The 21,305-nt window shown below is 60.3% G+C and carries 21 protein-coding genes; 7 read left to right on the top strand and 14 right to left on the bottom strand.

Annotated elements, in window-relative coordinates; all coding sequences use genetic code 11:
• The first annotated feature begins 37 nt into the window (after positions 1–37).
• On the top strand, positions 38–751 hold the full coding sequence (locus tag HU739_RS17270; protein ID WP_186546287.1) for a PA5502 family lipoprotein: 714 nt from the start codon (positions 38–40) through the stop codon (positions 749–751).
• Positions 752–876: 125 nt separating this feature from the next.
• Here HU739_RS17270 and katE read toward each other — a convergent pair whose 3' ends face one another.
• Positions 877–3,018, bottom strand: a complete 2,142-nt coding sequence (katE, locus tag HU739_RS17265) for a catalase HPII (protein WP_186546288.1) — start codon at positions 3,016–3,018, stop codon at positions 877–879.
• Positions 3,019–3,280: 262 nt separating this feature from the next.
• On the opposite strand from katE, the gene HU739_RS17260 reads away from it, so the two are divergent.
• The 3 genes from HU739_RS17260 to HU739_RS17250 all read left to right on the top strand — a co-directional run bounded on the left by HU739_RS17260 (position 3,281) and on the right by HU739_RS17250 (position 5,839).
• Positions 3,281–4,288, top strand: a complete 1,008-nt coding sequence (locus tag HU739_RS17260; protein ID WP_186546289.1) for a methionine ABC transporter ATP-binding protein — start codon at positions 3,281–3,283, stop codon at positions 4,286–4,288.
• A 5-nt stretch (positions 4,289–4,293) separates the two neighbouring features.
• Positions 4,294–5,004 carry a methionine ABC transporter permease gene (locus HU739_RS17255; RefSeq protein ID WP_186546339.1) on the top strand — a complete coding sequence of 237 codons (711 nt, stop codon included), beginning with the start codon at positions 4,294–4,296 and terminating at the stop codon, positions 5,002–5,004.
• Positions 5,005–5,068: 64 nt separating this feature from the next.
• Positions 5,069–5,839 (top strand): MetQ/NlpA family ABC transporter substrate-binding protein, encoded by a 771-nt coding sequence (locus tag HU739_RS17250; protein ID WP_186546290.1) that lies wholly within the window; start codon positions 5,069–5,071, stop codon positions 5,837–5,839.
• Between the two features lie 186 nt (positions 5,840–6,025).
• Here HU739_RS17250 and HU739_RS17245 read toward each other — a convergent pair whose 3' ends face one another.
• From HU739_RS17245 to HU739_RS17225, 5 genes are read right to left on the bottom strand one after another with little or no spacing between them, the layout of a single operon-like run.
• A complete protein-coding gene (locus HU739_RS17245; RefSeq protein WP_186546291.1) occupies positions 6,026–6,661 on the bottom strand; it encodes an SCO family protein in 636 nt (211 codons plus the stop codon).
• A complete protein-coding gene (gene cyoE, locus HU739_RS17240; protein ID WP_186546292.1) occupies positions 6,658–7,557 on the bottom strand; it encodes a heme o synthase in 900 nt (299 codons plus the stop codon). Before cyoE ends, HU739_RS17245 begins: the two co-directional genes overlap by 4 nt.
• Positions 7,545–8,624 carry a COX15/CtaA family protein gene (locus HU739_RS17235; RefSeq protein WP_186546293.1) on the bottom strand — a complete coding sequence of 360 codons (1,080 nt, stop codon included), beginning with the start codon at positions 8,622–8,624 and terminating at the stop codon, positions 7,545–7,547. Before HU739_RS17235 ends, cyoE begins: the two co-directional genes overlap by 13 nt.
• Positions 8,625–8,634: 10 nt before the next feature.
• On the bottom strand, positions 8,635–9,228 hold the full coding sequence (locus tag HU739_RS17230) for a hypothetical protein (protein WP_186546294.1): 594 nt from the start codon (positions 9,226–9,228) through the stop codon (positions 8,635–8,637).
• Positions 9,194–9,934, bottom strand: a complete 741-nt coding sequence (locus HU739_RS17225) for an SURF1 family protein (protein ID WP_186546295.1) — start codon at positions 9,932–9,934, stop codon at positions 9,194–9,196. Before HU739_RS17225 ends, HU739_RS17230 begins: the two co-directional genes overlap by 35 nt.
• Positions 9,935–10,004: 70 nt before the next feature.
• Here HU739_RS17225 and HU739_RS17220 point away from each other — a divergent pair, with 70 nt between their 5' ends.
• Positions 10,005–10,208 (top strand): twin transmembrane helix small protein, encoded by a 204-nt coding sequence (locus tag HU739_RS17220; RefSeq protein WP_186546296.1) that lies wholly within the window; start codon positions 10,005–10,007, stop codon positions 10,206–10,208.
• A 9-nt stretch (positions 10,209–10,217) separates the two neighbouring features.
• Here HU739_RS17220 and HU739_RS17215 read toward each other — a convergent pair whose 3' ends face one another.
• The 4 genes from HU739_RS17215 to coxB form a co-directional block, all read right to left on the bottom strand.
• Positions 10,218–11,105, bottom strand: coding sequence for a cytochrome c oxidase subunit 3 (locus HU739_RS17215; RefSeq protein ID WP_186546297.1), 888 nt, complete (start codon positions 11,103–11,105; stop codon positions 10,218–10,220).
• 25 nt (positions 11,106–11,130) lie between these two features.
• On the bottom strand, positions 11,131–11,682 hold the full coding sequence (locus HU739_RS17210) for a cytochrome c oxidase assembly protein (RefSeq protein ID WP_186546298.1): 552 nt from the start codon (positions 11,680–11,682) through the stop codon (positions 11,131–11,133).
• A 129-nt stretch (positions 11,683–11,811) separates the two neighbouring features.
• Positions 11,812–13,398: a cytochrome c oxidase subunit I gene (ctaD, locus tag HU739_RS17205; RefSeq protein WP_042609004.1), complete on the bottom strand. Its 1,587-nt coding sequence runs from the start codon at positions 13,396–13,398 to the stop codon at positions 11,812–11,814.
• Positions 13,399–13,480: 82 nt separating this feature from the next.
• Positions 13,481–14,608, bottom strand: a complete 1,128-nt coding sequence (coxB, locus tag HU739_RS17200) for a cytochrome c oxidase subunit II (RefSeq protein WP_186546299.1) — start codon at positions 14,606–14,608, stop codon at positions 13,481–13,483.
• A 370-nt stretch (positions 14,609–14,978) separates the two neighbouring features.
• On the opposite strand from coxB, the gene HU739_RS17195 reads away from it, so the two are divergent.
• The gene (locus tag HU739_RS17195; protein WP_186546300.1) at positions 14,979–15,629 is read left to right on the top strand and encodes a hypothetical protein; all 651 of its coding nucleotides are present in this window, start codon (positions 14,979–14,981) and stop codon (positions 15,627–15,629) included.
• Between the two features lie 137 nt (positions 15,630–15,766).
• On the opposite strand, the gene HU739_RS17190 is transcribed toward HU739_RS17195, so the two are convergent.
• The 3 genes from HU739_RS17190 to HU739_RS17180 all read right to left on the bottom strand — a co-directional run bounded on the left by HU739_RS17190 (position 15,767) and on the right by HU739_RS17180 (position 19,408).
• Positions 15,767–17,293 carry a SulP family inorganic anion transporter gene (locus tag HU739_RS17190; RefSeq protein ID WP_186546301.1) on the bottom strand — a complete coding sequence of 509 codons (1,527 nt, stop codon included), beginning with the start codon at positions 17,291–17,293 and terminating at the stop codon, positions 15,767–15,769.
• 90 nt (positions 17,294–17,383) lie between these two features.
• Entirely contained in the window at positions 17,384–18,112 is a 729-nt protein-coding gene (locus tag HU739_RS17185) for a carbonic anhydrase (RefSeq protein WP_186546302.1), read from the bottom strand.
• Positions 18,113–18,349: 237 nt separating this feature from the next.
• On the bottom strand, positions 18,350–19,408 hold the full coding sequence (locus HU739_RS17180; protein WP_186546303.1) for a PA0069 family radical SAM protein: 1,059 nt from the start codon (positions 19,406–19,408) through the stop codon (positions 18,350–18,352).
• Between the two features lie 220 nt (positions 19,409–19,628).
• Between HU739_RS17180 and HU739_RS17175 the strand changes: the two genes are divergently transcribed.
• On the top strand, positions 19,629–19,931 hold the full coding sequence (locus HU739_RS17175) for a hypothetical protein (protein WP_186546304.1): 303 nt from the start codon (positions 19,629–19,631) through the stop codon (positions 19,929–19,931).
• Between the two features lie 72 nt (positions 19,932–20,003).
• Here the strand turns inward: HU739_RS17175 and HU739_RS17170 are convergent, their stop codons facing one another.
• Positions 20,004–21,305 carry a c-type cytochrome gene (locus HU739_RS17170; RefSeq protein ID WP_186546305.1) on the bottom strand — a complete coding sequence of 434 codons (1,302 nt, stop codon included), beginning with the start codon at positions 21,303–21,305 and terminating at the stop codon, positions 20,004–20,006.

Genomic DNA, 21,305 nt, shown 5'->3' with positions numbered 1-21,305 from the left:
ACTTGCTCGCTTTTTGCGCAATTAGAGAGTCGCAGGAATGAAGCCGTTCGCCTCCCGTTATCTGCTCCTTGTCGCATTTTCAGTGCTGCTGGGCGCCTGCCAAAGCACGCCACCGGTGGCTGAAGTCCCCGATGCGCGAGCTACGGCCATCGCACAGCTGGAGCAAAGCCTGGCCAGCAGCGAACTGGCCACCGCCGAAGACCAGTTGGCCGCGTTGCAGGCCGCATCCCCCAACGACCAGTCCCTGGAGCAATACCAGCGACAACTGGCCGAGGCGTATTTGCGTCGCAGCCAGATCGTCCTGCAAAAAGGCGATGTCAACGCTGCCGCGACCGCGTTGAGCCGTGCCCGTGCCTTGATGCCCACGGCTCCGGCACTGACCGGCGGCGTCAACGGCGCCATCACCGAGGCGCGCAAAGCCGAGCTGGAGAAGGCCGAAGCTGCCTTGCTGGCGGCCGAAGCCAAGCCAAAAGCCAAGGTGATCGATCCGACCGCCGAAAGCACTACGGTGGCCTTGAACATCGGTGATATTCACAAGCTTCAGCGCCAACTCGATGCGATCGCCGCCGACGTGGTGAACTACGAGTGCGCTGTCAGCATCCAGGCACCGCGCACGGCGGATTATCCGTGGTTGGCAACGTTGCTGAGCAAGCGCGTGAAAAAGCTTGATCCGGATTTTGATCTGCAGATCGAGAAGCAGATTTTGCGCACAGTGCCGGCGCAGATGGTTCTGAGTCCGCGTAAACCCTGAAAAAAGCATCGCGAGCAGGCTCACTCCTACAGGGGGTCTCAGGGTGCACAGGGGTTGTGTGTCAAACCGAGATCCATTGTAGGAGTGAGCCTACTCGCGATAGCGTCCTTCCTGTCAGCCGAAAATCAAGCCGGAATCGCTTTGGCCTTCGGCTCCCGCGCCCACACCCGATGCTCGCCAATCGCGGCAAAGAACGGCTTGGTCAGCGCACCCACATCCTTGCCCTGCAGCAACCCCACATCCGCGTCCAGCTTCAGCAAGTCCTGCAGTTGCTTGGCCTCACCGTGCAGCGCAATTGCTTTCAGGTGCTTGTAAGCCTCGAGCAAATAATGCAACGCCACACCGTCGCCGCTTAAAGCGGTGACCGACGCCGCGCCCCCCGGCACGAACACCGCGTCAAACGCGATTGAGGGCATGCCTTCCATCGATGCATCCACCGCCAACGCCTTGCCGTCTGCGGTTTTCACCGGCGCCGAGGTCGGGCCGAGCAGTTTCGCGTGGGCGCCTTCGGCTTCCAGCGCTTTCTTCATTGCATCGATGGCCGCACCGTCCACACCATTGGCCGCGAGGATCGCCACTTTACGCGTCTTGATATTGCCGGGCAGCAGGTTGGCCTGACTCAATGCCGGGGAGCGATCCAGCGAAGTCTTGCGCACCTCGACCGTGCCTTTGACCGGCGCCGGCAAACCGAGGTTTTGCGCAACACGCCTGGCCAGGGTCAGGTCGATGTTGGCGAGGATTTCGTTCACTTCGCGCGCGCGGATAAATTCACGCTCGACCTTGCCCAGCTCGAAGCTGTAAGCGGCAATGATGTGTTCTTTCTCATGCTCGCTCATGCTGTTGAAAAACAGCCGGGCCTGGGAGAAGTGATCGCTGAACGACTCGCTGCGCTGGCGGATCTTTGCCGCGTCGATGCGCTCCGGGTAGCTCTCGAAGCCACCGTCCTGGGCAGCCGGCGGGGTTTCTTTCGGCCAGCCGCCGTCAATCGAGTTGGGTTCATAAGAGGCGCGGCCCTTGTCGATCGTCGTGCGATGTTGCGCGTCGCGCTGGCCGTTATGGAACGGCGCCACCGGACGGTTGATCGGCAACTCATGAAAATTCGGCCCGCCGAGTCGGCTGATTTGCGTATCGGTGTAGGAAAACAGCCGGCCTTGTAGCAACGGGTCATTGGAGAAGTCGATGCCGGGCACGATGTGGCCCGGGCAGAAAGCGACCTGCTCGACTTCGGCAAAAAAATTGTCCGGGTTGCGGTTGAGGGTCATTTTGCCCAGTGGCGTGATCGGTACGATTTCTTCGGGAATGATCTTGGTCGGGTCGAGGATGTCGAAATCGAAGTCGTGTTCGTTTTCCTCTTCAACGATCTGCACGCCCAATTCCCACTCCGGGTAGTCGCCCATCTCGATCGCTTCCCACAGGTCGCGACGGTGGTAATCGGTGTCTTTACCGGCGAGCTTTTGCGCTTCGTCCCATACCAGCGAGCAAGTACCCGCCGTCGGGCGCCAGTGGAATTTGACGAAGCGCGATTTGCCCTCGGCGTTGATCAGGCGGAAGGTGTGGACGCCGAAACCCTGCATGCTGCGCAGGCTTTTCGGGATGGCCCGGTCGGACATCGCCCAGATCACCATGTGCGCCGATTCCGGCACCAGCGAGACGAAATCCCAGAAGGTGTCGTGAGCCGAGCCGCCGGTCGGGATTTCGTTGTGCGGCTCGGGCTTCACCGCGTGCACGAAGTCAGGAAACTTGATCGCGTCCTGAATGAAGAACACCGGCATGTTGTTGCCGACCAGGTCGAAGTTGCCCTCGTCGGTGAAGAATTTCACCGCAAAACCGCGTACGTCACGCACGGTATCGCCGGAACCGCGTGGCCCCTGCACCGTGGAAAAACGCACGAAGACCGGGGTTTTCTTGCCCGGGTCCTGTAGGAAGCCCGCCTTGGTCAGTGCTGCATGGTTCTCGTAGCTCTGAAAGAAGCCGTGCGCGCCAGTGCCGCGCGCATGGACGATGCGCTCTGGAATCCGCTCATGGTCAAAGTGCGTGATTTTCTCGCGCATGATGAAGTCTTCGAGCAGCGATGGCCCGCGCGGACCGGCCTTGAGGGTGTTCTGGTTGTCCGCGATCTTCACGCCCTGATTGGTACGCAGCGCCTGGCCGGTAGCGTCGGAGCGGAATTTTTCCAGGCTGTCGAGTTTGGCGTTGGTGTTGGCGCGATCCGGGGTATCGGTCCCGGCCATCTCGCTTTTATCAGGTGCAGGCTTTTTGATGCTCATCAGACGTAAACTCCTCGTTTGGCCCCGGATGCCTTCCGCAGACCCTTGAGTGATTCCCGGGCACGGCACCCAGGGTTTCAAGTCGCTTACTTAGTGACTGATGAGCGTTTCAGCCGTTCCGTTTATATGACCTTTGATCGCGTTATTGCCAAATCGAAGGTTAATTGCGAAATAAATGCTAAGAACCTCTATACGGACAGGCTAAAATGCGCGCCCGGCTAACCGCTGATCCTTTTCTAACGCGCCCCACAAGGTTCGCTACGTGATCGAGTTTCAAAACGTCCACAAGACTTACCGCGTCGCCGGTAAGGATATTCCCGCGCTGCACCCGACCAGTCTCTCTATCGAGAACGGGCAGGTGTTCGGCCTGATCGGCCATTCCGGTGCAGGCAAAAGTACCCTGCTGCGTCTGATCAATCGCCTGGAAAACGCCAGCGGCGGCAAGATCATCGTCGACGGCGAAGAAGTCACCGCGCTGGACGCCAACGGCTTGCGCCGTTTCCGCCAGCAGGTCGGGATGATCTTCCAGCACTTCAACCTGCTCGCCTCCAAGACCGTCGCCGACAATGTGGCGTTGCCGCTGATCCTGGCCGGTGAGCTGTCGAGCACTGAAATCTTTCAGCGCGTCGACGAGTTGCTGGCGCGGGTCGGTCTGTCTGACCACGCGAAGAAGTACCCGGCGCAATTGTCCGGGGGCCAGAAGCAGCGCGTCGGCATCGCCCGCGCCCTGGCGACCAAGCCGAAGATTCTGCTGTGCGACGAAGCCACCAGCGCCCTCGACCCGCAGACCACCGCGTCGGTCCTGCAATTGCTGGCCGAGATTAACCGTGAGCTGAAACTGACCATCGTCCTGATCACCCACGAGATGGACGTGATCCGCCGCGTCTGCGATCAGGTGGCGGTGATGGATGCCGGCGTGATCGTCGAGCAGGGTCCGGTGGCCGATGTGTTCCTGCATCCGCAACACCCGACCACCAAACGTTTCGTCCAGGAAAGCGAGCAGATCGACGAAGACGAGCAACGCGACGATTTCGCTCATGTGCCCGGGCGCATCGTGCGCCTGACCTTCCAGGGCGAAGCGACCTACGCACCGTTGCTCGGCACTGTCGCCCGGGAAACCGGCGTCGACTACAGCATCCTCGCCGGTCGCATCGACCGCATCAAAGACATTCCGTACGGGCAATTGACCCTCGCCGTCACCGGTGGCGACATGGAAGCGGCGTTCGCCCGCTTCACCGCCGCTGACGTTCACATGGAGGTCCTGCGTTAATGGAAATGTTCGACGCTGCAATCAAGCATTACGACGACGCAGTCGCGGCGATCAAACTGTTCTTCCAGAACATCGACTGGCTCGAAATCGGCCTGGCCACCAACGACACGATGCTGATGCTCGGCGGTTCGCTGCTGTTCACCGTGTTGCTCGGCCTGCCGCTGGGTGTGCTGCTGTTCCTTTGCAGCCCGCGTCAGTTGCTGGAAAACCGTGTCCTCTACGCGTTCATGTCGCTGGCGGTGAACATTCTGCGTTCGCTGCCGTTCATTATTCTGCTGATCGTGATGATTCCGTTCACCGTGCTGATCACCGGTACGTCGCTGGGCGTGGCCGGTGCGATTCCGCCGCTGGTAGTGGGGGCGACCCCGTTCTTCGCGCGGCTGGTGGAAACCGCGTTGCGTGAAGTCGATCGCGGCATCATCGAAGCGACCCAGTCGATGGGCGCGACCACGCGGCAGATCATCATGAACGCCTTGCTGCCGGAAGCACGCCCGGGCATTTTCGCAGCGATTACGGTGACGGCGATTACACTGGTGTCCTACACGGCGATGGCCGGTGTGGTGGGTGCCGGTGGTCTGGGTGACCTGGCGATCCGTTTCGGTTACCAGCGTTTCCAGACCGACGTGATGATTGTCACCGTGGTGCTACTGTTGGTTCTGGTGCAGGTGCTGCAAATGGTTGGCGACCGACTGGTCGTGCATTTCTCGCGCAAATAACGGTTTGTTGTCATCAAGAGGCACCGGCCTTCGCTGGCGGGCGCCATCAAAAGGAGTTAGCTGAATGAAAAAACTGATTGCTGCTTTCGCTGCCGTTGCTGCGTTTTCGGCCCATGCCGAAACCCTGACCGTTGCCGCCACCCCGGTGCCGCACGCGGAAATCCTCGAATTCGTCAAGCCAGCCCTGGCCAAGGAAGGCGTGGATCTGAAGGTCAAGGTCTTCACCGATTACATTCAGCCGAACGTACAGGTCGCCGAAAAGCGCCTGGACGCCAACTTCTTCCAGCACCAGCCGTACCTGGATGAATTCAACAAGGCCAAGGGCACCAGCCTCGTCGCTGTGACCGGCGTGCATCTGGAGCCGCTGGGCGCCTACTCGAGCAAGGTCAAGAAAATCGAAGAGCTGCCAAGCGGCGCCAACGTGGTCATTCCCAACGATGCCACCAACGGCGGCCGTGCGCTGTTGCTGCTGGCCAAGGCTGGCGTGATCACCCTGAAGGACCCGACCAACATTCTGTCGACCATCAAAGACATCGCGACCAACCCGAAAGATTTGAAATTCCGGGAGCTGGAAGCCGCGACCATCCCGCGCGTGCTGACCCAGGTCGATCTGGCGCTGATCAACACCAACTACGCGCTGGAAGCCAAGCTCGATCCGTCCAAGGATGCGCTGGTGATCGAAGGCAACGACTCGCCTTACGTCAACATCCTGGTGTCCCGCGCGGACAACAAGGACAGCGAGGCAATGAAGAAGCTGGCGGCGGCGCTGCACACGCCGGAAGTGAAAAAATTCATTACCGAGAAGTACAAAGGCGCGGTATTGCCGGCGTTCTGATTCCGGTTGCGGCTACAAAAAAGGGGACGCCCTGAGAGCGTCCCCTTTTTTATGCCTGAAACACAGACCCTGTGGGAGCGGGCTTGCTCGCGAATGCAGTGCGTCAGATAAAGACAGGTTGACTGACCCACCGCATTCGCGAGCAAGCCCGCTCCCACATTAGGTCTGTGCAAGTTTCAAGGTCGGCTATTTGCGCTCAAGCATCGCCGGCAACTGCGCAACCAGCTTGGCATTGTTCAACGGCGCCCGGATAAACCCGCGCTGCGTGCCGTCCGGGCCGATCACCGCCAGATTGCCGCTGTGATCCACCGTGTAATTCGGCTTGCTGGTATCGGCCGGAATAAACGGGATGCTCACCGCATTGGCGACTTTTTGCAGTTCTTCAATCGAGGCCGGCGTCAGGCCGATGAACTGCGGATCAAAATAGCCCAGGTACTGCTTCAACTGCTTTGGCGTATCGCGGTTCGGGTCCACGCTGACCAGCACGACCTGTAATTTGTCCACCGCGTCCTTGGGCAGCTCACTCTTGATCTGGCGCAGTTGCGCGAGAGTGGTCGGGCAGATGTCCGGGCAGAAGGTGTAGCCGAAGAACAACAGACTCCATTTGCCTTTCAGCTCATCGATGGCCACCGGTTTGCCGTCCTGATCGGTCATCGTCACGTCCGGCAGGTTGCGGCTTTGCGGCAGCAGGATGATTCCGGCGTCGATCAGCGCGGTGGGGTCGCCCTGGCCTTTGCCGCTCAGCACTTTGTTGACGGTCAGGCCCAGGATCAGCGCGATCACGGCCACGAGGATGAAGACGGTTTTCTGGGTTCGGGTCATAGGTTCAACAGTAAGTAGTGGTCTACGAGCAGGGCGATGAACAACAGGAACAAGTAATAAATAGAGTACTTGAAGGTGTTGATCGCCGCGTGCGGCCGAGTGCCACGGTACAGCACCACGGCCCATTGCAGAAACCTTGCGCCCAGGGCGAGCGCGCAGATCAGATACAGCACGCCGCTCATGTGAATCACGTAGGGCAACATGCTCACCGCCAGCAGCGCGAAGGTGTACAGCAGAATGTGCACTTTGGTGTAGTGCTCGCCGTGGGTGACCGGCAGCATCGGAATGTCGGCCTTGGCGTATTCCTCCTTGCGATGAATCGCCAGCGCCCAGAAGTGCGGCGGGGTCCAGGCGAAGATGATCAGCACCAGCAGCAGCGGTTCGGCGCTGACGTGCCCAGTGGCGGCGGTCCAGCCGAGCAGCGGCGGGGCGGCGCCGGCGAGGCCGCCGATGACAATGTTCTGCGGTGTCGCGCGTTTGAGGAAACCGGTGTAAACCACCGCGTAACCCAGCAGCGAGGCGAGGGTCAGCCACGCGGTCAGCGGATTGGTGAACGTCAGCAGCAACGCCTGACCGAGCAGCGCCAGCACCAGGGCGAAAGTCAGCGCCGCCGCCGGCGACACCCGGCCCTCGGCCAACGGTCGCTTGTGGGTGCGCGCCATCACCGCGTCAATGCGCCGGTCCACTACGTGATTCACCGCCGCCGCACCGCCGGCACACAACGCGATTCCCAGATTGCCAAACACCAGCACTGTCCAGGGCACTCCGGCGCGGGTCGCGAGGAACATGCCAACCAGCGAGGTGATCAGCATCAGCACCACGACTTTGGGCTTGGTCAGTTCCAGATAATCGCGCCACAGCGCTTGCGCGGGACGTTCGCCGATCAGACTCGCCATGGCGTTTCTCCTTTTAATGCAATGGGCGCGACGGCAGGTTTATTCGGGCTGAAGCGCCAGCGCGCCAGCGTCGGTTGCGCCACCTGGAGCAGACGGGTGCGCGCGTGATAGTTGACCAGCACCAGCGTCAGTAACAACGCCGCGCCGCCGGCGTTATGGGCGACGGCCACCGGCAGCGGCAGATGAAACAACACGTTGCTGATTCCGAGGGTGATCTGCGCGGCGAGGGCGACCAGCACCAGAGCGGCCAGACGGGTCATGCCGACGACTTTCAACTGCCAGGCCAGACCGAGCAGCACCAACGTCACCAGCAACGCGCCGATCCGGTGGGTCAGATGAATCGCGGTGCGCGCATCGCTGTCGAGTTGTCCGCCGAGGTAATTCGGGCCGATGTGCTGAGTCAGGTGAAAGCCGTTGGCGAAGTCTGCCGGCGGCAGCCATTGCCCGTGACAGGTTGGAAAATCGATGCAGGCCACCGCTGCGTAGTTGGAACTGACCCAGCCACCCAGCGCAATCTGGCCGATCACCAATAACAGCCCCGCGGTCGCCCAATACTGCAAGCGCTTGGGCACGCTCAGTGCCGGCAGCACGCCGGACAACCTCAGCGTCAGCAGGAACAGCAGACTCAACGTGGCGAAACCGCCGAGCAAATGCCCGGTAACCACTTGCGGCCAGAGCTTGAGCGTCACCGTCCACATGCCGAACATCGCCTGGGCGATGACCACCGCCAGCACAAACAGCGGCAGCTTCACCGGTTGCCCGGGGTGGCGACGGTTGACCCAAGCGCGCCCGGCCAGCACCGAAATCAACAAGCCAAGGCTGCCGGCGAAGTAGCGGTGGATCATCTCGTTCCAGCCCTTGTGCGCTTCTACCGGCGCGTCGGGAAAATGCAGTTCGGCATGGGCCAGTTGCGCCTCGCTGTCCGGCACGCTGATAAAGCCGTAGCAGCCCGGCCAGTCCGGGCAGCCGAGGCCGGCGTGGGTCAGGCGCGTGTAGGCGCCGAGCAGCACCACAATCAGCGCCAGCAGGGTGGCAAACAGCGCGAGGCGAAATCCAGGTTTGGCCATGACGATGCCCTTATCCGATGTTCGACAGTTTCAGCAGGTGACGCAGGTCGTTGAGCAGATCCTTGCCTTTCACATTCGGCTCGTAGCGCAGTACGAGATTGCCGTGCGGGTCGACGATCCACAGCTGCGGCACCGCCTTGTCGCCGGTGGTCCTGGCGAACACGCCGGCATCCAGTGGATAACGCTGCAACTGGGGGTATTCGCGGTCGAGTCTGGCGGCGTAGTCGGCGCTCAGCGGTTGTGCGGCGGCCAGAGCGTGGCTGGCGCGTCCGGCTTCGCGGCCCAGGCTGATCTGGATCTGCCGCGCCAGATACACCAGTTGCTGGCAGTCGACTGCGCAGTCCTTCGGCGCTGTCACCAGAATCTGCCAGCGCTGCTCATCGGCCTGCACGCCGAGGTCGGCGCGGGTCTGGCCGTTACCGATCAGTTCGCCGTGATAACTGCGTCCTTCCGGCACCCAGAACTGCAACTTGTACATGCCGGTGGCGAGCAGCATCGGTCCGACCACGCCGAGCACGATCAGCAGCAATTGAATGCGCCCGCGCCGACGGCTGAGGGCGGGTTTGGCTTCAGACATGCTGGGTGGATTCATGGCGCTTCCCATGGCGTTTCTCCTTTGCGTTGTGCCAGCCAAGATAGAGGTAGAGACCGAGCAGGGCCGTGGCCATGGCGAACCATTGCACGGCATAGCCGAGGTGTTTTTCCGGACCCATCGCGACCACCGGCCAATCCGTCTGATAGCTGACCGGGCTGGGCTCGGCGCGCAGTTCGTAGGCGAAACCGTCGCGTTCCAGGGTTTGCCAGAGTCTGGCCGGCTCGACGGCGGTAATGGTTTGCGGCCAGACACGGCTGACCGGGTCGGCGTGTAACTGGAACGTCGCGCCCGGGGCGACGTAGACCCAGGCGTCGAGCGTCAGTGTCTCGGCGGGTGTGCTGAATTGCGGCGGCACGCGCCGGTCCGGCCAGGGCAACCAGCCGCGATTGACCAGCAGCCACAACCCCGTGCGCTGATCCTGGAACGGTTGCAGCAACTCGACGCCGACCTTGCCGCCACGCTGGCGGTTGTCGAGCAACAGGGTATGAGCAGCATCGAACTGGCCATGTAGCTGCACGCGGCGATAAGCCGGGTCAGCACTGCCCGGCAATTCGCTGCTGGCCATCGGTTCGGCCACGCGACGTTCGGCGTAGCTGGCGAGCAGCGCGGTTTTCTCTGCGCCCCGGCCCAGTTGCCAGAAGCCCAGCGCAACCATCAGCGGCAGCAACAACGCGACCACCACCGTCGGTATTACGCCCGGGCGAAAGTGCTTCATGGCTGCGCCACAAAGTCAGTCGTCGCGATCGCTATACTCAAATGCATCGCCTGTCCCCCGGAGTCTTGCCATGTTCAAAGCAGCGATCGTCCTGATGCTGATTGCCACGGTGATCAGCCTGTTCAGCGGCCTGTTTTTCCTGGTCAAGGACGACAGCAGTTCAAATCGCCTGGTCATCGCCTTGAGTGTTCGGGTGGCACTGGCCGCCGTCACCGTCGGCCTGATGGCCTGGGGTTTCTACAGCGGCCAGTTGGTGTCGCATGCGCCCTGGTAGCGTCGGCTGTCAGAGGATGTAGACGAAGAAGAACAAGCCGATCCACACCACGTCGACGAAGTGCCAATACCAGCTCGCCGCTTCGAAACCGAACTGGTGCTCGTTGTCGAAATGGCCTTTCATGATGCGCATCAGCATCACGAACAAAATGATCGTGCCGATGGTCACGTGGGCCCCGTGAAACCCGGTGAGCATGAAGAACGTCGCGCCGTAGATGCCCGAGCCGAGGGTCAGTCCAAGTTCCTTGTAAGCGTGGATGTATTCCTCAGCCTGGAAGCCAAGAAACGCGACGCCCAGCAGCACGGTGATCGCCAGCCAGAGTTTCAGCGCGCCGCGATGACCTTTCTTCAGCGCATGGTGGGCGATGGTGATGGTCACGCTGGAGCTGACCAGCAAAATGGTGTTGAGCAGCGGCAAGCCCCAAGGGCTGATGACGTCCTTGGGCGGCGGAAACAGTTTCGGGTCCGGGTTGTTCAGCAGCGGCCAGACATATTCAAAGTTCGGCCAGAGCATCTCCGAAAGACCCTTGCTGCCTTCACCGGCCAACCCAGGCGCGGAAACGACGCGGATATAGAACAGCGCGCCGAAGAAGGCGACGAAGAACATCACTTCGGAAAAGATGAACCAGCTCATGCCCCAGCGGAACGAGCGGTCCAGTTGCGGGCTGTACAGCCCCGCGCGACTTTCCTTGATCACCGCACCGAACCAGCCGAACAGCATGTACGCCAGCAGCAGCCCACCGACGAAAAAGATCAGCGGGCCGTGGGAATCCGGACGCGCCGCCTTCAGATCGTTGAACCAGGTCGCGAGGCCGTACACGGTGACGAGCATTCCGACGGTGGCGATGATCGGCCATTTGCTCTGGGCCGGGACGTAATAGTGCTCATGAGTTGCCATTTATTGTTCTCCTTATCGGGCACGCTCAACCGCCAGTGCTAACGGCCACCGGCGGATGTCGGGCGGTGATATCGAACAGCGTGTAGGACAGCGTCAGGTGCTTCACTTCCTTGGGCATGTCGCGGTCAACGATGAAACGCACGGGCATTTCGATCTGTTCACCGGGCTGCAGCACCTGCTGGGTAAAGCAGAAGCATTCGGTCTTGTGGAAATACGCCGCCGCGTTGCTCGGCGCGATACTTGGCACCGCCTGCGCACTCATCGGCTTGTCGGTGGGGTTGCGCGCGATGAACACCATCTCGTTAACGGCACCGGGATTGGCGGTCAGCTCATCGTGTTTGGGATAGAAATCCCACGGCATGTCGGCGGTGTTGGTCGACAAAAACTGCACGCGCACCTGGCGTGAGGTGTCGACCACTTGCTCACCGGCGTACTGGCCACCGGTCTTGCCGTTAATGCCGAAGGCTTTGCACATCACGTCGTAGATCGGCACCAGGGCAAAACCGAAGACAAACATCGCCACCACGACGAGCAGCAGGCGCGTGACCAGTTTCTTCAGCGAGATCGAGTCAGCCATGGTTCCAATCCTCAATCGAGAACCCCTGTGGGAGCGGGCTTGCTCGCGAATGCGTCGGATTAGTCAACTCAACTGTTGAATGAAAAATGGCATTCGGGAGCAAGCCCCCTCCCACAGAGGCCAGGCGTTTCATTTCACTTCCGGCGGCGTGGTGAAGGTGTGATACGGCGCCGGCGACGGCACGCTCCACTCCAGCCCTTCGGCGCCATCCCACGGCTTGGCCGGGGCCGGCTCGCCGCCACGGATGGTCTTGATCACGATGAACAGGAAGAAGATCTGCGTGGCGCCGAACATGAACGCGCCAATCGACGAGACCATGTTGAAGTCGGCGAACTGCAGGTTGTAGTCCGGAATCCGCCGCGGCATCCCCGCAAGACCCACGAAGTGCATCGGGAAGAAGGTCAGGTTCATGCCGACGAACGACAGCCAGAAATGCAGTTTGCCGAGGGTTTCGTCGTACATGTGCCCGGTCCATTTCGGCAGCCAGTAATAGGCCGAGGCGAAAATCCCGAAGATCGCCCCCGGCACCAGCACGTAGTGGAAATGCGCAACCACAAAGTACGTGTCCTGATACTGGAAATCCGCCGGGGCGATCGCCAGCATCAGCCCGGAGAAACCGCCGATGGAAAACAAGATGACGAACGCGACGGCAAACAGCATCGGCGTCTCGAAGGTCATCGAGCCTTGCCACATGGTGCTGGCCCAGTTGAACACTTTCACCCCGGTCGGCACCGCGATGAGCATGGTCGCGTACATGAAGAACAACTCGCCCACCAGCGGAATGCCGACCACAAACATGTGGTGCGCCCAGACGATGAACGACAGGAAGGCGATGCTCGCCGTGGCGTAGACCATCGAGGTGTAGCCGAACAGCGGCTTGCGCGCGAAGGTCGGGATGATCTGGCTGACCGCGCCGAACGCCGGCAGGATCATGATGTACACCTCGGGGTGGCCGAAGAACCAGAACACATGCTGGAACAGCACCGGATCACCACCGCCGGCCGCGCTGAAGAAACTGGTGCCGAAATGAATGTCCATCAGCATCATCGTCACGCACCCGGCCAGCACCGGCATCACTGCGATCAGCAGGAATGCGGTGATCAGCCACGTCCAGACGAACAGCGGCATTTTCATCAGGGTCATGCCGGGCGCGCGCAGGTTGAGGATGGTCGCGACCACGTTGATCGCGCCCATGATCGAGCTGATGCCCATCAGGTGAATGGCAAAGATGAAAAACGTCACGCTTTCCGGCGCGTAAGTCGTCGACAACGGCGCGTAGAAGGTCCAGCCGAAATTCGGCCCGCCACCCGGTGTAAACAAGGTCGAGACCAGTAACAGAAACGCCGCCGGCAACAGCCAGAAGCTGAAGTTGTTCATCCGCGGCAGGGCCATGTCCGGCGCGCCGACCATCAGCGGAATCATCCAGTTGGCGAGGCCGACGAACGCCGGCATGACCGCGCCGAAGACCATCACCAAGCCGTGCATGGTGGTCATCTGGTTGAAGAATTCCGGTTGCACGATCTGCAGGCCGGGCTGGAACAACTCGGCACGAATGACCATGGCGAACGAGCCGCCGAGCAGGAACATGCAGAACGCAAACCACAGGTACAGGGTGCCGATGTCCTTGTGGTTGGTGGTCAACACCCAGCGCATCAGGCCTTTGGCAGGGCCGTGGGCGTGGTCGGCGTGACCGTGGTCATCGATGACAGCACTCATGGCCGGTCTCCTTCAAGTGAATGGACGGGGCGGGCCGGGGCGTCTGGCCCCGACCGGTTCACGCAGTACGCAATTGACCGGCTCATTGGCTTTCCGCCTGTTTCAGCTCCAGCACTTGTTTTGGCGTGACCATGTCGCCCTTGTTGTTGCCCCAGGCGTTACGTTCGTACGTCACGACCGCGGCGATATCGACTTCCGACAATTGCTTGCCGAACGCCGCCATGGCGGTGCCGGGCTTGCCGTGGAAGACGATACTCAGGTGATCCTTGATCGGGCCGGTGGCGATTTTCGAGCCCTTGAGTGCCGGGAACATTGGCGGCAGGCCCTGGCCTTCGGCCTGGTGGCAGGCCACGCAAGCGGTGTGATAGACCTTGTCGCCGCGCTCCTTGAGCTCGTCGAGGGTCCATTCCTTGCTGGTCAGCTCTTTGAGCTGCGCCGCCTCGGCCTTGCGCTCGGCGAGCCAGGCTTCGTAGTCGGCCTTCTCCTTGACCTCGACCACGATCGGCATGAAGCCATGGTCCTTGCCGCACAGTTCGGCGCACTGGCCGCGGTAAAGGCCGGGCTTGTCGATGCGCGTCCAGGCTTCGTTGACGAATCCGGGAATCGCATCGCGTTTGACTGCGAACGCCGGCACCCACCATGAATGGATGACGTCGGCGGAGGTGACGAGGAAGCGCACCTTGGCGCCGATCGGCAGCACCAATGGCTTGTCGACTTCGAGCAGGTAATGCTCGCCCTTGGCTTCCTTGTTGTGGATCTGATCGGCGGGGGTGGCCAGGTTGCTGAAGAACTCGACGTCCTGACCCAGGTATTTGTAATGCCACTTCCACTGATAACCGGTGATCTGGATATCGATGTCCGCTTCGCTGGTGTCGTACATCTTGATCAGCGTGGCGGTGGCGGGAACGGCCATGGCCACCAGAATCAGCAGCGGCACGACGGTCCACATGATCTCGACGCCGGTGCTTTCGTGGAATTTTGCCGCGACCTGCCCGGTGGAGCGGCGGTGCACCATCATCGACCAGAACATGGCGCCGAAGACGATGATCCCGATCACCACACAGATCCAGAAAATGGTCATGTGCAGGTCGAATACTGCGTGACTGATTTCAGTCGCTCCAGGCGCCATATTCACAGTCCAGGCCGCATTGGCCTGGCTGAAAATCGACCACAACAGGAGGCCCATCCAGACATGTGGATGTCGCATCATTGCGGGTTCCCCTTATCGTTCTTGTTATCCCGCCGGCGTATCGCCTGCGGCAAGGGAGCGGCTGCATCAGACTACGAACTTGAATCGCCGGGCCTTGCTGCAGGTGCAGTCGGGCGTCATCAGCTAACTCCATTCATTGGCGAGTATAGACAGCGACCGGGAATTGCAACCCGAAGACGTAAATGATCTGAAACAGGCGGGACTTGCATTCAAGGGCACGAATGGAGAAGGATGCAGACGAGTGGTGGCAAATGGATATAACGCAGGTGCATCAAGGATGAAATAATTATGACAAATGCGTCTTAGCGTTTTTCGTAAGCCAGCTAAGTTATGTCTTCCCTATTTCATTGCCTTGTTTCCTGGAGTTTTCATGAACACCGCCGCATTGCGCGAGCAGATCCAAAAAGCCCAACAGCACGAAAAAGACACCGGCCTGCTGACCCGTCAGCTGGAAAGCAAGCTGCCCCATCTACACCCGGCGATCCAGTTGCCGGAAGCCGACGCCCAAGGCGTGCTGACGCGATTTGTCGCCGCCTACATCGATGAAGTGCCAGACCTGCTGGATGCAGCCAATGAAGTTGCCAGGGAAGCGGGAATCGAATCGCAGATCAAACCGGTACTGAAAATCGCCGAGCAGTATTTCCTCCAGCCGCCGGCAATCATGGCCGGGCATGTCGGTCTGGACAGCCTGCTGGACGAAGCTTATCTGGCGCACCGGTTTGTCGAAGAGGTCAACGACCTGTACATCAAGCATTTCGGCCAGCCGCTGATCCCGCTGGACATGACGGTCGCCAACCTGATTGCTCACCAATTGATCGGTGAAGAATTTGCCAACCAGCTGGATGAAGTTGTGCACCACGCCTTCGACGAGATGCTCAACGACGAAAGTTTTGCTCTGGAATCGGTAGAAGCCTACCGCGAGAAACTCAGCAGCCCCGACACTGGCGCGGCGTGGAAGCGCTGGCCGTGCATGAGTCGCCGCTTGGGCGTGGGGCTGGAGCTGGATCAGCCAGCTGCATAATTCGAAGCCGACGCCGATCCCAATGTAGGAGTGAGCCTGCTCGCGATAGCGGCCGATCAGTCAACAAAGATGTTGAATGTTCAATCGCCATCGCGAGCAGGCTCACTCCTACAGGGGTTGTATTCCAGACGGGATATTCAACCCGCCGCACCAATCCCGGTATTGGTCCGCACCCGGCCCTCAAGCCTGCGCTTCAACCCGCGGGATTCGATCAACAGCTTCGAACCCTTCGCCGCATTCGCCCGGCCCCACTCTTCCAGCAACTCCAGACACGAATGGTCGATGTAGCTCAAGTTGTTGAGCGGCACATGCACCGTCGTGCCGTGTGGAATCGAGTTCAGCACCTGTGTCAGCGCCGGTACTTTAAGGAATGTCCCCGCGCCGACCAGGCGCAATTCCATCTCGCCGTCCTGCGGCAGGTCGATCAGGCTGATCTTCAGGCGCGAGGCCTTGAACGCCAGCTTCACCAAGGTCAGGCCGAAACCGATCAGTACGCCGGTCAGCAGGTCGGTGAAGATGATCGCCAGCGCCGTGGCGGCGTAGGTGAACATCGGCATGCGTCCGTAACGGCTCAGGCCGCGGAAGGCTTTCAGGTCGACCAGTTTGAAACCGGTATACACCAGCACACCCGCCAGGCTCGCCACCGGAATGCTTTGCAACACGCTCGACAGCAACAGCACGAACGCCAGCAGCCACAGGCCATGGAAAATCGTCGAGTAACGCGTGGTCGCACCGGCCTGAACGTTGGCCGAGCTGCGCACGATCACCCCGGTCATCGGCAGCGCACCGACCAGACCGCAGAGCATGTTGCCGACACCCTGGGCCGACAGTTCGCGGTCGAAATCCGAACGCACGCCGCTGTGCATACGATCCACAGCCGCAGCCGATAACAGGGTTTCGGCGCTGGCGATAAACGCTACGGCAAACGCCGCGATCAGCAGCGTCGGGTCGGCGAGGCTGAGCAAATCGGCCGGTTTCAGCCAATCAATCGCTTCGGCCAGATTCGCCGGGACCTCGACGCGCTTGACCTGCAACGCCAGCATCAGACTGGCTCCCGTCGCCAGGCCTACACCCAGCAACGCGCCGGGAATGAAGCGCAGCTTATGCGGGCGGAATTTTTCCCACAGCCACATCACCGCAATCGTCGACAGACCGAGCAAACCGGCCTGCCAGCCAAATGACGGCAAGGCCTGCGCCACCGCGCCTGGGAACGCCGTGAGGTTATCCAGTCCGGAAGGCTTCGGCGAGGCGTCGAGCATCACATGGACTTGGGAAAGCACAATCAACACGCCGATCCCCGCCAGCATGCCGTAGACCACCGCTGGCGCCGTGACCCGGAACCAGCAGCCGAGCTTCAGGCGTCCGGCGACCAGTTGCAGGAAGCCGGCGAGCAGCAAAATCGGCCCGAGCATTTCGATGCCGTGCTGGCGCACCAACTCAAAGACCAACACCGCCAGCCCTGCCGCCGGTCCGCTGACCTGCAGCGGCGAGCCGGCCAGCCAGCCCACCACCAGACCGCCGATGATGCCGGTGATCAAACCCTTGGCCGGCGGCAGCCCCGAGGCAATGGCGATGCCCATGCACAGTGGCAGGGCGACCAGAAACACAACCACGGAAGCAAGCAGCTCCCGTGGCAACACAGCTTTCAATTGAGCCGCACGCATGGCGATTCTCCCGAAGTTTTCTTCAGGCGTGGGGATGCCGGGCCGCTGAGTCAGCGGCCGGCGTCATACCACACAGATTGTTGGGAAGATTTAGAAGCGCGCTTTGGGCGTCGCCACAGGAATCGGATGACTGCCGTCGAGTGGCAGGAAACGTCCCTGGTCCGCGTCGTAAGCTTTGATTTCGCTGGTTTCGATGTTGTAGACCCAGCCATGGATGAACAGATGACCGTTCGCCATGCGCGAGGCTACCGAAGGATGGGTACGCAAGTGCTGCAATTGGGCGATGACGTTTTCCTCGGTGAGGATCGGCATGCTTTCTTTTTCGTCGGCGCAGTGACAGTTGTCATGCACCATGGTTTTCGCGACTTCGGCGTGGCGCAGCCAGGCTTTGACCGTGGGCATTTTTTCCAGGCTGTCCGGATTGAGTACCGCACGCATCGCGCCGCAATCGGAGTGGCCGCAGATGATGATGTGCTGCACGCCCAGCGCCAGGACCGCGTACTCGATGGCGGTGGAAACGCCGCCGTTCATCTGACCGTAGGGCGGTACTACGTTACCGACGTTACGGGTCACGAACAGGTCGCCCGGCGAGCTCTGGGTGATCAGCTCGGGAACGATGCGCGAGTCGGCGCAGGTGATGAACATGGCCTTGGGTGCCTGGGCGGTGGCGAGCTTTTTGAAGAGTTCTTCCTGTTGCGGAAAAACTTCATGGTGAAAACGCAAAAAGCCGTCAACGATCTGTCGCAGCGCTGCATCGGCGGATTCCGCTTCCGGGGTTTGCCCCGACGCAGCCAACGACTGTTTATCCTTGTCACTCATGATTCATCCTCTTGTGCGGATTCAGGGAGTCTTGCCCCGGTATTCCGGTATGAAGCCAGTGGCTGTTTAAACCATCCGGGTCATCCCGACCCGTCAGTCACTCGATGAACAAGGTAGCCGCCGAAACTTAACTGAAACTGAATCAAACGCTCTAGAACGTGTGTTCCAGGTCACAAAAAACGTGACCGGGCGTTTCGACGGAAGGATTCCAACCCTTCAACCCTGCGTCAATTGTCGCTAAATCAACGACATCTGGCGACCCGGCGGACAGAAGGCTGTGCAATCGAGGTTATAGCCATCACGCTTGTTCAAGCCGAGCTTTTTTATTGCCTTGGCAAAGCGCTGGGCGAGCAGGTCGGCAAATGGCCCTTCACCGCGCATTCGTGCACCGAAACGGCTGTCGTAGAGCTCGCCGCCACGACTCTGGCGAATCAGACTCAGCACATGCGCGGCGCGTTGCGGGTAGTGCGCCTGCAACCACTCTTCGAACAGCGGCGCGACTTCCAGCGGCAGGCGCAGCATCATGTAGGCGGCACTCTGCGCGCCCGCCGCGTGGGCCTCGGTCAGCAGGCTTTCGATCTCGCTGTCGTTGATCATCGGGATCATCGGCGAACACAGCACCCCGACGGGAATGCCCGCTTCGCGCATCACCCGGATTGCGCGCAAGCGCGCCTTGGGCGCAGCGGCGCGCGGTTCGAGGATGCGCTTGAGCTCGTCGTCCAGGGTGGTCAGGCTGATCATCACCGCCACCAGCCGTTGTTGCGCCAGTTCAGTCAGCAAGTCGAGATCGCGCAGAATCAGCGAGCCCTTGGTGACGATGGTCACCGGGTGGCGATAGCGCAGCAGCACCTCCAGGGTCTGGCGAGTGATTTTGTGCTCGCGCTCGATCGGCTGATAAGGATCGGTGTTGGAGCCGAGGTTGATCGGCGCGCATTGATAGCCTTTTTTGCCCAACTGCTCTTCCAGCACTTGGGCCGCGTTGGTTTTGGCGATCAGCTTCGTTTCGAAGTCGAGGCCTGGCGACATGTCCCAATAGGCATGGCTGGGTCGCGCGTAGCAATAGATGCAGCCGTGCTCGCAGCCGCGGTAGGGATTGATCGAGCGGTCGAAGGGCAGGTCTGGCGAGGTGTTGCGGGTGATGATCGATTTGGCCTTTTCGATGATCACCTCGGTGTTTTGCGTGTCCGGCACTTCCTGATACCAGCCATCGTCCTCGGCCACCGAACGGCTGGGGGCGAAGCGGTTGTGCGGGTTGGTCGCGGTGCCGCGACCACGAAGGGGCGGGGAGATTGACATCGCAGGCATCCTGTTGGCTGTATGTGCATACAGTATCCTGTGCTTCAAATGATAGCTACTGCCGTTGGGCGCTCAGGTCTATCCATAAAATTATTAACGCGAAAGTTGCCAATTATTATTGCAATCCGAAGACACACCTTTTAAGTATCAGTCGTGCTGTTTATCTCGTTAGTATTCGCCGTGTTGCAACTCTTATAACTCTATTTAAAAGGAATTAATAATGTCCAGCTTCAACCAGCGTGGCATCTTTCTGCAAAAACTCGGCCCAACTCCGGTTGACCCAGACGAAGTACTGGTGTCGATACAATTCGCGCTGAAGCAAGCCGGCTGGGACGCGCGCAATGCGGTTCCGACCGAGTCCCTGCTGGATTCGCGAATTATTATTGCCGCCTCTTATGATGGAGGAAAAACTTTCGATGTGCGTAATGACAAGGATATCGATGGCGACGGTGATATTGATGCGGATGACAAGAACAAGTTGCTGGCATTGGCCAAGGCTTACGTCAATATCATGAATCCATGACATTGTTAAATGCTCAAAGTTGAAATTTGAAATGCATGAAAAACTGCCCGCCTTATATAGGCGGGCAGTTTTTTATTTGCTCTGGGTCACTTGACCAAGATCATCGTTGGACGTGCTGCTCATATCGCTGGCGCGTAAATGGCTGACTTCATCAGCGCTTACCGACGCTCCCTTGTTACCCCAGCTGCCCCGTATAAAACTCACCACATCCGCCACTTCCTGATCCGACAGACGCCAGGCGAAACCCGGCATGGTGAAGGTCGATGGCGCGGCGTGTGTCGCCGGCAGCGTGCCGCCCTTCAGCACAATGTGGATCAGAGAAGTCGGATCGTCCGTCTGAAGCACTGGATTGCCGGCCAGCGCCGGGAACACCCGGGTGTAACCATGGCCGTCGGTGCGGTGGCACGCCGCGCAGTTGTCGATGTACACCGAGGCGCCGGGTTGGCTGTCATCCCCGTTCCACAAAGCGTTCGCCGCTTTCGCATCGTACTGATGCGGCTGATCCGCTGGATCACTGGCCGGCAGCGATTTGAGATAGCGAGCAATCGCGGTCAGGTCGGCATCGGTCATGTACTGCATGCTGTGAGTGACCACATCGCTCATGCCGCCGAACACCGCGCTGCGGTCACTGCGTCCGGTTTTGAGAAACTGCACCAGTTGCTCCTCGCTCCAGCTACCGAGGCCATCCTTGTGATCACCGCGCAGGCTTTTGGCGATCCAGCCTTCGAGCGGCGCACTGCCGGCGAGGAATTCGCTGCCGTCCGCCGCACTCAGGGATTTTTCCTGCATGGTCAGTGCGCGCGGGGTATGGCAGGCGCCGCAATGGCCGAGGCCTTCGACCAGATAAGCGCCGCGATTGATCACCGCATCGTCACTTGTCGCTTGGTAGTCCTCGACCTTTGGCGCAAACAGCCAGCGCCAGCCCATCAGCGGCCAGCGCATGCTCAGCGGCCACGGAATGTCGCTGGCCTTGTTGTCCTGCGCCACCGGTTCGACGCCGTGCATGAAATACGCATACAGCGCTTTCATGTCGCCTTCGCTGACACGGGCATAAGACGGATACGGCATCGCCGGGTACAACGTACTACCGTTTTTGGCGACACCATGGCGCACCGCCTGATCGAAGTCCTCGAAGCTGTAATCACCCACCCCGGTTTTATCCGGGGTGATGTTGGTTGAGTAAATCGTGCCGATCGGCGTTTCCATCGGCAGTCCGCCGGCGAACGATTTGCCGCCCTTGGCCGTATGGCAGGCCACGCAGTCACCGGCGCGGGCCAGGTATTCGCCCTGTTTGATCAGATTCTGATCAGCTTCAGCGGCATGAACGGAGACGCTGCCGAGCAGGACCAGGGTGGCGATAACGAGGTTTTTCAT

Source organism: Pseudomonas hamedanensis, from assembly GCF_014268595.2.
GTDB lineage: Bacteria > Pseudomonadota > Gammaproteobacteria > Pseudomonadales > Pseudomonadaceae > Aquipseudomonas > Aquipseudomonas hamedanensis.
This window is presented reverse-complemented; position numbering and strand designations above follow the sequence as displayed.

Coding starts and splice junctions, on each gene's coding strand:
- HU739_RS17270 (WP_186546287.1), top strand. CDS start 38: ATGAAGCCGTTCGCCTCCCGTTATCTGCTCCTTGTCGCATTTTCAGTG.
- katE (WP_186546288.1), bottom strand. CDS start 3,018: ATGAGCATCAAAAAGCCTGCACCTGATAAAAGCGAGATGGCCGGGACC.
- HU739_RS17255 (WP_186546339.1), top strand. CDS start 4,294: ATGTTCGACGCTGCAATCAAGCATTACGACGACGCAGTCGCGGCGATC.
- HU739_RS17250 (WP_186546290.1), top strand. CDS start 5,069: ATGAAAAAACTGATTGCTGCTTTCGCTGCCGTTGCTGCGTTTTCGGCC.
- HU739_RS17245 (WP_186546291.1), bottom strand. CDS start 6,661: ATGACCCGAACCCAGAAAACCGTCTTCATCCTCGTGGCCGTGATCGCG.
- cyoE (WP_186546292.1), bottom strand. CDS start 7,557: ATGGCGAGTCTGATCGGCGAACGTCCCGCGCAAGCGCTGTGGCGCGAT.
- HU739_RS17235 (WP_186546293.1), bottom strand. CDS start 8,624: ATGGCCAAACCTGGATTTCGCCTCGCGCTGTTTGCCACCCTGCTGGCG.
- HU739_RS17230 (WP_186546294.1), bottom strand. CDS start 9,228: ATGGGAAGCGCCATGAATCCACCCAGCATGTCTGAAGCCAAACCCGCC.
- HU739_RS17225 (WP_186546295.1), bottom strand. CDS start 9,934: ATGAAGCACTTTCGCCCGGGCGTAATACCGACGGTGGTGGTCGCGTTG.
- HU739_RS17220 (WP_186546296.1), top strand. CDS start 10,005: ATGTTCAAAGCAGCGATCGTCCTGATGCTGATTGCCACGGTGATCAGC.
- HU739_RS17215 (WP_186546297.1), bottom strand. CDS start 11,105: ATGGCAACTCATGAGCACTATTACGTCCCGGCCCAGAGCAAATGGCCG.
- HU739_RS17210 (WP_186546298.1), bottom strand. CDS start 11,682: ATGGCTGACTCGATCTCGCTGAAGAAACTGGTCACGCGCCTGCTGCTC.
- ctaD (WP_042609004.1), bottom strand. CDS start 13,398: ATGAGTGCTGTCATCGATGACCACGGTCACGCCGACCACGCCCACGGC.
- coxB (WP_186546299.1), bottom strand. CDS start 14,608: ATGATGCGACATCCACATGTCTGGATGGGCCTCCTGTTGTGGTCGATT.
- HU739_RS17195 (WP_186546300.1), top strand. CDS start 14,979: ATGAACACCGCCGCATTGCGCGAGCAGATCCAAAAAGCCCAACAGCAC.
- HU739_RS17190 (WP_186546301.1), bottom strand. CDS start 17,293: ATGCGTGCGGCTCAATTGAAAGCTGTGTTGCCACGGGAGCTGCTTGCT.
- HU739_RS17185 (WP_186546302.1), bottom strand. CDS start 18,112: ATGAGTGACAAGGATAAACAGTCGTTGGCTGCGTCGGGGCAAACCCCG.
- HU739_RS17180 (WP_186546303.1), bottom strand. CDS start 19,408: ATGTCAATCTCCCCGCCCCTTCGTGGTCGCGGCACCGCGACCAACCCG.
- HU739_RS17175 (WP_186546304.1), top strand. CDS start 19,629: ATGTCCAGCTTCAACCAGCGTGGCATCTTTCTGCAAAAACTCGGCCCA.
- HU739_RS17170 (WP_186546305.1), bottom strand. CDS start 21,305: ATGAAAAACCTCGTTATCGCCACCCTGGTCCTGCTCGGCAGCGTCTCC.